General features: G+C 43.6%; 8 protein-coding genes and 2 pseudogenes. All 10 read right to left on the reverse strand.

The genetic code is table 11. From position 1 onward, the window contains the following. Positions 1-32: 32 nt before the first annotated feature. The gene (locus B7990_RS05140; protein ID WP_088639966.1) at positions 33-3356 is read right to left on the reverse strand and encodes a DEAD/DEAH box helicase family protein; all 3324 of its coding nucleotides are present in this window, start codon (positions 3354-3356) and stop codon (positions 33-35) included. A gap of 4 nt (positions 3357-3360) precedes the next feature. Then, the gene (locus tag B7990_RS05145; protein ID WP_088639967.1) at positions 3361-3798 is read right to left on the reverse strand and encodes a DeoR family transcriptional regulator; all 438 of its coding nucleotides are present in this window, start codon (positions 3796-3798) and stop codon (positions 3361-3363) included. Between the two features lie 99 nt (positions 3799-3897). Next, on the reverse strand, positions 3898-5010 hold the full coding sequence (locus tag B7990_RS05150) for a restriction endonuclease subunit S (protein ID WP_088639968.1): 1113 nt from the start codon (positions 5008-5010) through the stop codon (positions 3898-3900). Next, positions 5007-5849, reverse strand: coding sequence for an FRG domain-containing protein (locus B7990_RS05155; RefSeq protein WP_088639969.1), 843 nt, complete (start codon positions 5847-5849; stop codon positions 5007-5009). Before B7990_RS05155 ends, B7990_RS05150 begins: the two co-directional genes overlap by 4 nt. Positions 5850-5860: 11 nt before the next feature. After that, positions 5861-7354, reverse strand: coding sequence for a class I SAM-dependent DNA methyltransferase (locus B7990_RS05160; RefSeq protein WP_088639970.1), 1494 nt, complete (start codon positions 7352-7354; stop codon positions 5861-5863). A gap of 1882 nt (positions 7355-9236) precedes the next feature. Then, positions 9237-9542: pseudogene (locus tag B7990_RS15205) on the reverse strand (DUF4157 domain-containing protein); the annotation flags it as partial. Between the two features lie 2062 nt (positions 9543-11604). Further along, positions 11605-11910 (reverse strand): annotated as a pseudogene (locus tag B7990_RS15210) (DUF4157 domain-containing protein); the annotation flags it as partial. Positions 11911-12287: 377 nt separating this feature from the next. Then, positions 12288-12509 carry a hypothetical protein gene (locus B7990_RS05175; RefSeq protein WP_088639971.1) on the reverse strand — a complete coding sequence of 74 codons (222 nt, stop codon included), beginning with the start codon at positions 12507-12509 and terminating at the stop codon, positions 12288-12290. A 61-nt stretch (positions 12510-12570) separates the two neighbouring features. Beyond that, on the reverse strand, positions 12571-14259 hold the full coding sequence (locus B7990_RS05180; RefSeq protein WP_141099218.1) for a hypothetical protein: 1689 nt from the start codon (positions 14257-14259) through the stop codon (positions 12571-12573). Positions 14260-14330: 71 nt separating this feature from the next. Continuing rightward, positions 14331-15665, reverse strand: coding sequence for an ATP-binding protein (locus B7990_RS05185; RefSeq protein WP_088639973.1), 1335 nt, complete (start codon positions 15663-15665; stop codon positions 14331-14333). Positions 15666-15671 lie beyond the last annotated feature (6 nt).

Here is a 15671-nt window from a genome sequence, read left to right on the forward strand (position 1 = left end):
GATATAAAATATATTCAGCATGCAGGGCCATTTTACCCGTGCATTTGGGGATTTACAACGTTGTGCACATTTTCAAGGTAATTCTTCAGCGGAACCATTTTATCGCTGAACACTTGAAGATTTTCGTCAAACGGATAATCGTTCACCACGGTCATGGTGGTTATATCACCGTTTTCGCAGACGTAATCCAAAATCTGGTTCAAAAATTCCAGCTGGTCCGAATTGAGCACATTTCCATCGAGGAACTGGTTGAATCGTTGCAAAGCGATTTCGCGGTCCACGCCAATCAGCGAACGAATCAAAATTGCGACGTTTTCGCCACAGTTTTTGTCCGCAACTAGCTTTTCATAATCCGACTTGTCGCCCAAATCTTCCCAAAGAATACGTTCAAGCTCCAAGATATCGTCAATTGAAAGTTGTTCTAAGCGGTAAATCTTTTCGAGTACAGGCGAATGCCTGTTTTCAAGCAGGTAATCCATGACTTTTTTACGGTACGACACCTGCATATCAACGCCCGTAGTTTCGCCGCCATCCGTCATGACATCTTCGATATCAATCGTAAACGTCTTGCCCTTGTTGCCGACCAAGAACTTGACAAGGTCCCGCAAGTCTTCACGCACTTTTTCGAGCCAGCCTAGCGAGCAGTTTTCCCACGCTGCTGGGTTCAGAACCTCGTTCAAGGTTTTCGTTTTTGCGGCTACTTGCGGAATCGAGCCCATAGACTTTAGCTTATCCGCAATATTCTGCACGTTCACGATAGCCCGGCTAGAATCAAATTCCTTGCATACCATTCCAAGTTCAATCGCCAGAATCAGCACATCGAACTTTTTCGCATTTTCGTCCAAGGTATTGCCCGGCAACAGCTTTGCAATCGTATTTTTCAAAGTCAAAACATCGACATCCGAAATATACACCCAAGCTTCGTCAGCCTTAAAATGGCTTACCGCTTCCCAATTCGCACGCACAGAAATATGGCTATCCGAAAGCGCCAGCACTTGCGACTTCATTGTCGCCTTAAGGTCGTCATGCAAGCGCTTTGCGAATTCATCTTCTTGATACTGCTGATGTTGCAAATAAAACGCCACTTCGGCACGCAAGCCAAACAGCCGCTCCGTAAGCGACATCGACTGACTCACCTTGCCACCATCAGGATTCTGCTCAAAAAAGTCAAAATTGCCACACCAGTCAAAGATGTAAAATACTTCCTTGTCCTTCCCTGCGCCAAAGATTTCCTTCGAAAGACGCGTACCGCGCCCCACCATCTGCATAAACTTGATTTTAGACTTGACCGGCTTAAAAAACACCAAGTTCAACACATCAGGAACGTCAATTCCCGTATCGAGCATATCCACCGAAACAGCAATTTGCGGGTCATTATCGCGAATTTCGAACTTTTCAATCAAGCTCTTGGCATAAGTCACATAATTATCGATAAGCGCACAAAAATCCGGACCGAATTCCGGATAAAGTGCATTAAAACGATTTACAATTAATTCTGCATGCTTGTGGTTGTAGGCAAAAATAATCGTCTTGCCTATGCGTTCACCGCTTTGCACCTTGAGCCCGTTTTCCATCAAGTTCTGAAGCACTTTATCAACGGTATCTTCGTTGTAGATGTACTTGAACATTTCATTGCTCAAGATATCGCGCCCTCGCCCACTCACCGGCGAATTGAGCGAATTCAAAGTGTCTTCGTAATCCCAGACTTTTTCAAGTTGCTCGCGTTCCTGTTCAGAAAGTTCACTATAACGAATGCCTTCGTTCAAAATTTTCGAACCGCGTTTGAACCCGCGATATTTGACAAGATATCCATCAGCAACAGCCTCGTCTAATTCGTAGGCGTAATTAGGTTCGCCATTATCCATTTCAAAGATGTCATAAGTACTCTTGTCAACCTCGTCCCTGGGCGTTGCGGTAAGCCCAATCAGCATGGAATCGAAGTAGTTGAATATGGCGGCGAATTTTCCGAAAATACTGCGGTGCGCTTCGTCAATGATAATAAGGTCGAAATGGCCGACCGAGAAAGTCTTTTCTTCGGTATCGATATAGCCAATCATCGTCTGATAGGTGCTGAACACAATTCGCGCATTCATATCGATATCGCCATCTTCGTTCAAAACAGCGGTAGTCTCGTTTGGCAGCAGCTTTACAAAGTTCTTGTGCGCCTGCGAAACAAGCGAAGTTCTATCGGCAAGGAACAACACGTTCTTTACCCAGTCATTGCGCTTTAGCACATCGACAAGCGATATAGCGACACGAGTTTTGCCCGTGCCGGTCGCCATAACCAAGAGCCCTTTGCGGTGCATTTTGTTGTAATGTTCGCAAACACTCTGGATGGCCTGTTTTTGATAGTAACGATCCGTGATTTTCGGATTCACGCTTAGGTCAGAAATATTCTTGCGTCCACGCTTTTGAATCAAGCGTTCCAAGTCTTCGCGGGTATGGAACGCATACAGCTTACGCGGAGGATACCCTAGCCCGTCAATGATGTTCGTCTCGAAGCCATTGGTGTAGTAAATGACAGGACGGCGGCCATAGCGTTTTTCTAGACAATCAGCATAAAGTTCAGCTTGGTGTTTGCCCTTAAGCGGAGAAACCGAAGTCTTTTTTGCCTCAACGACAGCAAGCGGTAACCCATTTGCGCCAAACAGCACATAGTCTGCATAACCGACACCTTGAGCGTTTGGCATTCCCTGAACTTCGATTTCGATGCAAGCCTTAGAAGGTTCGATACAGCCTTCGCGTTCTAGAACGGTCCAACCAGCTTCACGCAGCATCAAGTCGATAAACGCCTTGCGCGTTTCGGCTTCGGACATTTGGCTCGGAATTTCGCGTACGGGTTCCGCACTTTCAAGCGATTTTGCATCGGCCTTGGCAGCAAACTCGTCGGATTCGTTCACGACGATTTTAGCGTCAGTCACAACGGGTGCAAACTTGCTGTCTGGAATTAAAGCTTTATCGAACGGGGCTACATTTTCCACCACTTTAAGCTTTAGAAGAACCGCAGCGACAACATTGTAGAGGTTCAACAAGCAGAAAAACGATTCCCGTTTGCCCACATGGTCGTTGTGCGCAGCAGCATTCCCCACCTTGCGCACATAATGCACCGCCATCATCACGCGGTCATCGCCGATAAAATCGCGAAACGGTTCGCCATCGACAAGTTCAAATAGCGAAGCTCTTTCAGGGACCAGAACGCCCTTCATAGCATAAAGCGACTTGACTACATACTCCAAGGCACACCTTGCGCTAATCGCCGAAAGCTCCGGGTTGTTCACCTGGTTATCTTCGGCGGCGGCACACAGACTATGCAACCGAAGCATGCCACATTGCTGTAAGTAGTCAAAGTTCTTCATAGGCTTACTTTTCGTTTATGACCCAGTGACCGGTTTTCGAAGGTCCGTCCCAAGAAATATTCAATTTTTTCAATTCCCTTTTTACCGTTTCCCTTGATACAGAGAGCATTTGACAAAGGGACGCAATAGAAACGGATTGATTTTCTTTGATGGCCGCAACAATGTTTTTTTGACGTGAGTTTTGAGGCTCATTTTGAAGCTCATATTGAGGCTCATATTGAGGCTCATGTAAATTTGACCCTAGAGTATTATCCAGCGATACGGTGATCCTGAACACGTCATCTTCCACGAAAGTCGGGTCGGCACCGCCATAAGGCTTGGAATAAAGGAACAATTTACGGACGCCGGAGCCGAGTTGATCCGCATAGCCGATATTCCTGAAAAATCCCGCGATGGTCGGGTTCTTGGGCTTTGGTTCAAGATTTTCGGGATTCAGTTCCATAGTCACTTGTAAAGATAAATTCTTTTACCTCGAATAGCAATACAGCTCCCTTGGATTCTATCGCTACACTGCGTTTCGCTCCAGAATGACTCCTTACTGTCACCCGAAATATTTGTCCATGGTGTAGTCAAGCAACTTTTGCGTGTCGGCGATGGAAGCGCGGATGGTTTCTTTCTGCTTTTCGATGGACTGGATTTTTTCGGCAAAGGATTGCTGGAGAGCGAGGGGCGGGACTTGGACCTTTATATTTTTCAACTTAGTAACATTAATTCCTGGCATTATTGCACCAGAACTCACAAGTTGAATTTGATGTTTGATACTATCACTCAGATGAAGTTGATACATCATAAAGATTGAATTCGCTTTATCATAGTCCAATCTCAACCTCAGCACATCAGAATGAATAATTCCATTCTCAAAAGAATCTGGGAAAACCGAACATTGCCCCACATTTCCCTTGCGCGACATAACAATATCACCAGCTACAACAGAATAATCTTTTAGCGCTACAGCTTTTTCTTGAGAAACATAATCCGAAGGAGGTATAATAAAATGGGAATTAATTTGCGGTATTCCCCATACCGCAACACCTTCTTTTTGGTATTCCGACTTAAACAGTTGTGTTCCAAACGGACCGCATTTAATATCATCTTTTGATACGCACAAATCAATCAGAGTACATTCATCACAAGAAAGGTCGCCGAACATATCGTAAAAGATGGCTTGAGCGAGGTTATCGAGTTCCTTGAGCTGCGCGTTCTGCTTGTCGATAATCCCCGTCAGCAAATCCAGCTCCGCAACAATACGGGATTGCTCCGAAAGTGGCGGGACGGGGACATCTTTTTCTCTTAATAGCTTATAATGACGCGAGTAACCTAAAGACGGAATATCCGCACTTTTCACAAAATAATACAGAAATTTCGGATTAAGAAAATCCTTGGGAGATAGAATCTTAACGCCGTCAGCACCAACAACAAAATCAAAATCGATATACTTAACAGCTCTAGAATGGTCTCCAAAAACAACTACTGGATGTAACAAACGAACTACATCAGACTCATTGTTCCAATAGCCGCTTATATAATCCGCTTCTTGAGAAACAATTGGAAACTCACCTTCCGACAAAAAGTCTTTCGTCTGTAATTTTGACGCCACAGCGACCTTTTCTAGACATTCTTCAATATTTTTATATTCCCAATTTTGCTTCATCATATATTCTCTAGCGCCCTTTGCAAAGCCATTTTAGCAATAGTTTCTTCCTGTGGGTAAATAGAATTCTTCGTTATACCCTTTTCTTCCAATATCTTTTTTATATAAGGCGCTAAAGATTTGTGAATATCCACACACGAGAGATCTTCTTCCAAAGGATTTATCCCGTCACTATAAAAAAGGAATCGTCCATTTTGAGCAACAATATTCAAATTAGCAAAACTCGATCTATTCTGTTGATTACAATTAATTTGCTGAGATTGAAAAACAATTGACTTTGCCGCAGCATTCATTGTTGAAAAACTGAAAAAATCGCGTAAATCATCATCTGAAAGTTTATTGACGCCCTTGGTTGTAGGATATTCTTTTGCATACAGCGAAAAATAGTTGTCTATACCCGTATTCCCCATTTTTCCAAAAGAACACCCATCCTGCATAAAATAAAGAGCTTTTTCAACATCTGCGGAAAAATCAATTAAAGGAGAGACGCCAGAATAATGCTGTAAAAAACTCAAATAAAGAAGATCATGATCCACAACATTCAACAATCGAAAATACTTTTTCAATAATCCGCCGTTAAACTCCTTTACTTGATCCAATTCATCTTGAATAAAATCCTCAATTTTTTTCCCAGATTTATTCAAATCATTTGTAATATACAATCTCTGTGCAGATGTATAAATTTTGTACTTAGCTTCATTTACACCACGAAAAAGTATATTTTCTCTAGGAACCGTATTAAGCCATCTGTCAAATTTTTCAACAGAATCTATCACTAAATAGCCACAAGGCTTAAAAGCTATTTGCTTCTCTTCTAAACTTTTATATACTTCCAGTTCCATTCAAAATCCAATTACAGATACTTTTCCTTGAACTCTTCCATAGCCGCGTTGATTTCGTCTTGAAGTTTCGCGATGCGCTTGAACACTGTCTTGGGTTTTTCGTACTCGACTTTGACTTTTTCGACTTCCTTGTACTTGTTGATGCTGAGGTCATAATCGTTCGCGACGATTTCTTCTACCGGCACAAAGAACGACTGCTCCTTGCGGGTGCGGTTTTCTTCGGCAGCGAGGTTCTTCCAGCGCGCGACAATGTCGGGAATGTCGTTCTCCTTGCATTCGGTGCGCTTCTGGTCCAGCGTGTAGCCGTCGGCCTTCATGTCGTAGAACCACACCTTGTCCGTACCGCCCGCATTTGTTTTTGTAAAAATCATGATTGCGGTCGAAACGCCGCTATAGGGCTGGAACACGCCGCTCGGCATGCTGATGACCGCCTGCAAACGCTGGTGTTCAATCAGTTCCTTGCGAATGGACTTGTGCCCCGTACTATTGCCGAAGAGCACACCGTCGGGAACAATGGACGCGCAGCGACCGCCCACCTGCAACATACGCACAAACAAAGCGAGGAACAAAAGTTCGGTTTTCTTGGTCTTGGTAATCGCAAGCACCGTCTTGTTGACAGCCTCGTAATCCAAGCTCCCCGCAAACGGCGGATTCGCCAAGCAAAGCGAATATTCATTTTCGTCGGTGTTGTCGGTGCTGAGGCTGTCGCGGTAAGCAATGTCCGGATTGTCCGCACCGTGCAACATTAGGTTCATTGCGCCGATACGCAACATTGTCTGGTCGGTATCGAACCCGTGGAACATCTTATTGCGGTAATGCTCCAAATTCTCTTTCTTGAGCAACGCCTTCTTGTTGTGTTCCTGCACGAACTTCGCCGCCTCAACGATGAAGCCAGCCGAACCCATCGCCGGGTCGCAAATCGTATCGTCTAGCTTCGGCTCCATCATCTCAACCATCATGCGGATGATGTGGCGCGGCGTACGGAACTGCCCATTGGTGCCGCTCGCCGCCATCTTGCTCAAGATGTATTCGTAAACATCGCCCATCGTATCGCGGTTGTTCATGTCGAGCCCGTCGATACCATCCACAATCTTCGAAAGCGTGCGAGCATTCGGAATCAGGAACGTAGAACTTTCCATAAAACGGCTGTAGGCGCTCTCCTTGCCGTCGTTCAGAGTCTTGATGAACGTGAACACGTCGCGCGAAACCGTGACGAACATCGTCTCGGCATCCTTGTTCTTGAACACATGCCAACGCAGAGATTCGTACGGAACATCCCTTTCGGTATCGGGATTCTTCCACTTGCCCGCCTTGAAAACCGGGTCCTTGAGCGGAACCCCCATGATGTTCGCATTCGCCTCTTTCGCGCTCTGGCTATCGTCCAACATCTTCATAAAGAACAGGTAAGTCATCTGTTCCAGAATCGTGATGGAATTGGTGATACCACCCGTCCAAAAGCTATCCCAAATAGAGTCGATGCGGTTCTTGATTTCGCCAGTAATCATGTAGGGGTCCTAAAGTTCAACAGTACTCGGTGCAATGTAGAAATATGGGGAGGGGGGGGAAGCGCCCAAAGGAAATCTATCGAACATAAATCGTTCCATATTATACTTCATTTTCGTTCAAGCTAAGCTTTGAATTTCAAGAATTTCTGATTCGAAGAATTTCATATATTTTACAGATTCGTTATAATAATTTGTTACATTCACCCATTCTTTGGAATAAAATATCTCTTTGCGTTTTTCCATTGACAACACACCTATTTAAGCCGAAGCATTTTCCATATTACCATTCAACCTTTGGGGGTTATAATAAGATCGATATTTACCATCAACAACTTGATTAGTAGTTTCCCAATCCTCTGGTTTTGTTAAAAAAAAATTGCCCGTCAGCGATCTCCGCCATTTTTTAACACATTTTTTTTCAATTCTTTCGTTTGAATCATTTATAGCATATCTTCTTCAGAAACTGCAGCAACACGCCAACCACCACAGTTGTTAAAAGAGTAACTATCAACAGCCGGATTTTACCATTCAACCTTTTTGGGTTATAATATGATCGATATTTACCATCAACAACTTGATTAGTAGTCTCCCATTCCTCTGGTTTTGTTTCAAACAATTGCCCGTCAGCAATCTCCGCTAAATTTTTAAACACATTTTTTTCCAATTCTTTCGCTTGAATCTTGTCTAGTATAGATTGACCAGAAACTACAGCAACACGCCGATCACCAAAATTTTTAAAAGAATAACTATCAATAGCCGTTCCCTTATGGTCATCACTAAGTCTATCAACATTTTCGCTGGATAATTCATTCCCACTTACAGATTCATAAACTTTCCATGATAAAAAAATATTTCCCGGCATCCAAAGCAATGCTTTTTGTACACAATCCTCCAAAAATAAATTATAGCTTTTATCTTTCGCCAAACATTTCAACCTTACTAATTCGTCCAAAGATTCTACTCCAGGATTATTTTTAAAATATGTTTTCAAAGCTTTTTCAAACCATTTTACAGCTGCAGGATACCATTCTTTACCCGAATCCCATTCTTCATACATCAAACAGACATAATCTCTTAAACTTTCATAAGGAATTACATGATCACGACCTATTTGAACCGAACGGCCTTCATTATCGCGAATACGATCTTCACCAACACCCTTAGCTGGATTGGACAATCTTCCAAGGCTTTTAAAATATTTTGCAGCCTTTTTCATATCCATACGGTCTTCTGAATAAATTATACAATTAACAGAATCTGTGTCACTATAAAATTTTTGCAATTTTTTTAGTTCTTGTAAAAACTCATCTGGTCGCCCATATGGACACAGTCTATACAATTCATTATAATCAGTCTCAATCTTCTTAAATTTTTCTTTAAACTCAGCAAGGGAAATATTCCTTTTTTCTGTAAAGTCTTTAATTTGCTGATCGTTTTCTGTTATATTAGGATTATTCAATTCAAGAAAAATTATATTCAAATAAAGATCTTGCACAGTTATTCTTATTTTCATCAAAGCATCAATTGAATCGCGATGTTTTTCTTTAAAAGCAGTTAATTTTTCTTCATATGATTGAGCTTTACTTGCACTAGTTATAGCATCACACTCTTGTTTTTCCGTTAACTCAGTCTTATCAGTTCCTTGGCGCTCAATTTCCTTCTGTTCCGCATTATTCGTCTTTTGGTCAACATAATTCTCAGGCTCCGATCCAAAAAGACCACAGACATCATAATATAAATCTTCTGACGATGAAGAATGATTAGAAGAATTCGTTTCTTGCGATTCTCCAGCAGCCCCACCCCCACCACAACACTGAACAGACCTTTTAAATATATTCACATGTTTAAAAGAAGATGGTTTATCCGCGACCTTACACTGCACAGCCTTCTCCCCCATCACATCGGCTTCGTGCTCTAGCGCTGCGTTGTCATTTACAGCCATGCCGTTGATGTTTGTTGTGGGTGACACACGTCCAGCCATTTGCTGGGCAACGTGCCAAGCTTCGTGCGGGAGGTACTTTTCCTGCCCTGGGGCTACATGAATGTCGGTACCCTGGGTGTAAGCAAGAGCCTGAACAGTAGCTGGTTTAGAGCTGTTGTAATGCACACGCACATTGTCCATCGAGAATCCAGAAAGGCTCTCGATTCCCGCCTTTAAATTATCAGGCATCCCCGTATTATTCGGTCGCGGAACCTCAGCACGCTGGGTCGCGGCATTCACCATGTCGGCCTTACGCTGGAGGGATTCGCTTTGAGAAGACGAATCAAGGAGTGAGGAAGCTTTGGAGCAAGCAACCTTTTGAATGGTAGAGAACTTTTGCGTATATGAGGAAATCATTTTACACCTTTTTCAAACCAAAATGGAACTCGATAAAAGCATCTGTAGGATCATTGATTATTGAACTTGGCCAACTATACTAGATCGGCTACAGATCTACTCCAATCGCACAACATGCTTTTTTAAGCCCATCAAAATTTTGATCTTGTAAAGTTTCCTTACCATTAGTTTCCTTACCATTCTTTTCATAAAAATCAGCTTTACGAGCTGTATCGTTACCAGGAAAGCACCATGTGTTATTAGCTTGAGAATGATCCGAGGTCATTGTAGTCACATTTCGATCACCAATTTTTACAACTTTTCTAACATCATCATGTATGCAGGGTGTGGATGAAATCTCATCAATGTTTACAGCATCTCCAGCATCATCATGTATGCAGGGCGTGGATGAAATCTCATTTTTCTTACTAAAATCACCAATTTCTTTTTTATACAGCGTTCCGTGACATTTTGACATCTCAAGATCCACAACACAAAAATAGTCAGCGCTTTCATAAGTACATTTATATTTATATTTAGTCCCAGATCCAGAATCTAAAGTCCATTCCCCTTTTTCTAGAACCATTTTTGATTTCTTATTTACTTTAACACCTTTTTTCTGCGTTCCAGAAACCACCATTTGGGGTTTTTCGTCTCTTTTTTTAAAAGTTCCACTATAAGAAGTATAAGTATCTAATTTTTCATTTTTATTTTGGGACAGAGTTAAAGTACAACTTTGTCCATCATGAAACACATCACATAAATAAATATTTGAACCATTTTCTGAATCAATTTTACGTTCATATTTAGACTTTGTATTAGGACGACTCCAGTCTCCATTTAAAACACTTTTACATTTTTCTTTTATTTTTGCATCTGTTATTTTTGCATCTGTTATTTCTGCATCTGTTATTTCTATATTTTGACTATCTCTTTCTGAATAAGACGCCTTATAACCACCCAAAGAAACAACTTTATAACTTTTAGTTTTGTCTATTACTATTTTTCCTCCCATTTCATAAAAACAATCAAAACATGGTATTTTAGTTCCACCAACACGAATAACTCTTAAGAGGTCTTTTTTTATTTTCGACAATGGAGCTAAAGCTTCATCAACATTTTTTTCACCTTTTTGTTCCAATAATAATTTCATTTCATTTTCTCGTTCCTCATCTTTTTTCCAAACGGGTTTTAATCCACTTTCAATTTTCCCATCTTTCTTACATTCTTGATTTAAAGTACTTAATATTCGCATTTCTGCATGGATACGCTTAGCGTCATCTTTCGGACTAGGATTGTTTACAACTTCGCGAGACGGAGAAACGGGCGAAGCGCTCTTAGCGGCATCTTTCGGACTAGGATTGTTTACAACTTTAATTTTCTGTCCTCTAGAAACAGCCCATCTTAACGCAATATAAGCAGCCTCTTTCCCCACATCATCAACAGATTCTGCCTCATCTGCATTTTTCACCTTATCTGCTACACCCGCTCTACTTTTCTCTTTCACACGTTCTTCAAAATTTTCTTTTGTTTTATGTTCTATTTTTTGCCATCCAGCTGATAGGATTTCAAACACTCTCCCTGCAGGCTCATTTAACCACGACGTCGCATCACCCGCCTCAGGCACATCACTATTCACAGATATATACCAAGCACCACCAGTTATCACAACTGAAATATGCGGACCACATTCATGCGCTGCAAATTCTTCTATTTTTTTCGCTATATATGTCAACATTTCTTTTTTATACTGATCAACTTTTTCTGAAAGTTTTTCCCCTCGTTGACCAGGCTTTTCATGCCACGGCGTTCCCTTACTTTCCCACTGCAATGTATTAACCGCAAGCGGACTAGCAGCAAAACTCATTCGTTGCAACGCCATGCAACCATTCTTTTTTTCAACTGCAGAATCAAATTCATTTTCACACTGCACCGCCTTCTCCCCCATCACATCAGCCTCATGCTCTAGTGCAGCATTATCATTGACCGGCATTCCGTTGATGTTTGTTGTAGGAGAAACGCGGCCAGCCATTTGCTGAGCAACATGCCATGCTTCGTGCGGAAGGTGTTTTTCTTGTCCTGGGGCAACATGAATGTCGGTTCCCTGCGTATACGCAAGAGCCTGAACCGTTGCTGGTTTAGAACTATTGTAATGGACACGCACATCATCCATCGAAAAACCGGAAAGGCTTTCGATTCCAGTTTTCAAATTATCAGGCATACCCGTATTGTTCGGTCGAGGCGTTTCCACACGCTGGGCAGTGCCGTTCGCCATATCTGCTTTGCGCTGGAGGGATTCGCTTTGAGAAGACGCGTCAAGAACTGAGGATGCGGAGGTGGCATCCTTCTTTTGCGCGGGGGATTGGCGTTGTGCGTATGTGGTATTCATGTTTTCTCCTTTTTGTAGAGATCCTTCGACTATGGGCGGGAACAATCCATGTATGCCGTTCCCGGAACGGAGTCCGGGAAGACATGCTATGTCAAGACTTCACTGGATCCTTCGGGCGTTCGCCCTCAGGATGACGAGGCTGCGGCAAGATGACGAAGCTGAGGCAGGATGACGAGGCGCTACAGGATGACAAGAGGGAGGTTCCCGCTCGGAGGCGGGAATGACATTTACGCGAATTCTTCCTCTTCGGGGACGGCTTCGCGCTGGATGAACTTGCCTTGGACGGGTTCCTCGTCATCTTCAAAGGTGGCGCGCTGGAGGGCGCTGTTCATCATGTCGGCTTTGCGTTGCAAGCTTGCGCTCTGCATCGAGGAGTCCATGAGGCTTGCGGCGTTGTTGGAGGCCATGCGCTGGATGGCTTCGGATTTTTGTGAGTACGTAGAGGTCATGAGATGTTTCCTTTTTTTGAATGTTAATGGTTTTGCTGGATTGCCGTGAATGGCACACCTTTTATTCTACTCGACGGGTTGGAACGTCCCTTTTTTCACGGGCCTGCAACAGAATAATGGCTACGGCAACCAAGAACAATACGATATTGGGCAACAAGCCCAGCAATCCGTTTATAAAGGTGACGAAGGGGTCGAACAGCATAACGACAGCCATCGTGATAACAGACGGTAGCACGACTATACCGAGCAGCAAAACCAGGCGGGTTCTGAAGAAATCCTCCACGTCATCTGAAACAAAATAGCTCACGAGGACTCCGACCGCAATAAGGAAGGACAAAAGGTTCAGAAGGCGGAAAATCCAGCGGTGCTTACAGGCGAAAGCGGCAATACTCCCCTGTCGTTCATACCGATTTTTCCCGATTCCAAAAAACTGGACTATACACGTGCCGAGATTTCCAGGCGCAAAGCACGCATCCTTGGACTTGACATCCGTGGCATAAGGGCCAACAGCAAAGCCAAAGTAGGTATCATTGTAGAACGGTTCATCGTTTTGCAACTGGTACCACTGTTTATTATCAAACCAAACCATCGGCACAACAGAATGAATCACATCGCGACGGTTCTTGCCGTCCACTTGCTGATCCAGGTCGTTTAAAACAAAGCGCTTACTATGCGACGTGGGTTCTTCGAGAACCACGAACAGATAGTTCTTTAACTCATTCTTGCTGAACTTTTGATAATCTTCAGGGAACACGCCTATGTCTGCAAAATACTTATAGCTGTAAATTCCATTGTTATTCCCGAGACCCATGGAATCCACAAGATCCAAACGATCCATCATGACATTTACAAAGGCATGCGCATTTTCCGCAGAAAGGACCTTGTTCAACTTCCTAAAAAACACCTTGAACTCATTTGTAGCAATGGAATCTTTCGGATAGTTCTTGAAACGCAGAGTCACGCCATCGCCACGGTATTCGAAATCGTCCGCATAGAAACTGAGCGTATTCACAAACCGCTGGAATCCCGAATTTATTTTCTTGTTCACGACCATCTCGATTTCATTGACCAGATTCTCAAAAAATTTTTTAAACGATTCCTTTGAGTCAATGTAGTTCCAGTCGTCTTTTTGGACAATCCAGTCAAATTTCACAAAGTGGCGGTGGACTTCATTGACAAACTCATAATTTTTTTCATCGCTCAGGTATTCCGAGGCAAGCGTTCCAGAAGGCAAGTGAAGTGTTCCTTTATCATCGGCGTATAGCCCATAAAATTCCAGTCTTGTAACGCCTTCAAAATCTATCCATTTGGTGGAATCGCCGACATACCAGTACGGATAAATTCCAAAAATTTCGCTATCGAATTTATCCTTCGAGCTACAGCCACAGGATTTTTTTCCGTTTGTCAGCAAAGGGGCGTCGTTAAAACCATCGACATGTTCCAGCACCGCACTTAACGATGGCAAAACTGAATTACGGTAAAGGGTGTCAAGATAATCAAGCATTCGCGCCCACTGTTTATCGGAACAATTCTTATCCTGGACACCATCTCCGTCAAAAGATTCTCCACACATATTGTTAAAATACACAGCCAAAGCCTTCAAGGCGTAATGGTGGACTAACGACGTATCAGGGAAATCAACCCCTTGCATGTTCTTGAGCACCTGCAAGGCGACATCTGCCGGTTTCGCCAACGAATCCAGCTTGGCTAGAGAATCAACCTTTTCAGGCGAGACTCTATAATAGTTCATAACCGTGCTTTTCGCAGATGAAAGCACCGAAAATGCGAAAACGGCTAGACACGTGATTATGTATTTGATTTTCATAGGATTTTTCCCTCTTTGTGTAATTCCTTTGTCAACGCCTTGATAATGTCATCGTTAGAAATTTTTTTGCGGCAATCTTGCACAGCGCTTATAGCGGCATAACGAGCCACATTTGTGAGCGCGCCCCCCGCAAGTTCATACTTTTGTGCAAATTTATTCAAATCGACGTTACTTTCAAGTATAGCTTTTTTCGAGAAAATGTTAGACCAAAGTCTCATGCGCTCTTCGGGTTCCGGGAGCGGGAAGTAAATGGCGTTCTGGAAACGGCGCGAGAACGCTTCGTCAATGTTAGACTTCAAGTTGCTTGCCAAAATGACAATGCCCGGAAAATCTTCGACACGCTGCAACAGGTACGAGATTTCCTGATTGGCGGCACGGTCGTTCGAGCTGTTCGTCTGCGTACGCGAGCCAAAGAGCGAGTCCGCCTCGTCGAAAAAGAGGATCCAGTTGCGGTGTTCCGCCTGGTCAAAGATGTTCGAGAGATTTTTCTCGGTTTCGCCGATGTACTTCGAAATCACCTGCGACAAGTCCACACGGTAAACATCCATACCGACTTTTGCGCCGATGAGCGTTGCCGTAAGCGTTTTTCCCGTACCCGGCGGGCCGTAAAACAGCGCACGGTAGCCGCGTTTGAGGTTCTTGCGGAGTCCAAAATCGTCAAGCACGGCTTCGCTTTTTTGAATCCATGCCATAAGCTGATTGATATCGTCAAGAGTCTCCTCGGCAAGCACGAGATCTTCCCACTGCAAATTCGTCGTGATGAGCTTTGCCGGAAAATGCATGCTGAAGTCAGGCTTGTTTTTAACGCCGGTCGTAAAGTACTGCAAGTACTCCGAGGATACACGGAGCGCGGCCGAATTTGCAGGTTCACCGGGTTCACCGTATTCAAGCTGTAAAATGCGTTCTACAAAAAGTGTTGACGAGGTGTCAAACAGCGCCATCATCTGTATACGCTTTTCAATATCGTTACCCGCAAGCAAGAAGAGCGCAGTCTCGCACGTGGGCAAGAACCCGGAATGGCTCTTGCTGCGCCACCCGCCAAATTCCGTGTACGGGCGACCCAGAGTGCGGTTATTCAACAAGAACGAATCAAGCGCCTGCGGGCAAAGGTGCGGCAAAAGCGCAAGCGCAATGATCAGGCGCTCGTAAAAGCCCAGTTCAAAATCGGCGACAACTTGCCCATACGGGGTTCCTGCATCAAGTTCCGGCGGCGGGAGCATTTCGACCTGGAGCTTTTTTTCTTCGGAATCGTCGGCCGAAAAATACTGCGAGAAACGCAGGTCAATCACAGACTTGCACCATTCGATTTCATTTGTCAAATCAAGGCTCATTGGCAA

It is taken from the genome of Fibrobacter sp. UWB4 (genome assembly GCF_002210345.1).
Taxonomy (GTDB): domain Bacteria; phylum Fibrobacterota; class Fibrobacteria; order Fibrobacterales; family Fibrobacteraceae; genus Fibrobacter.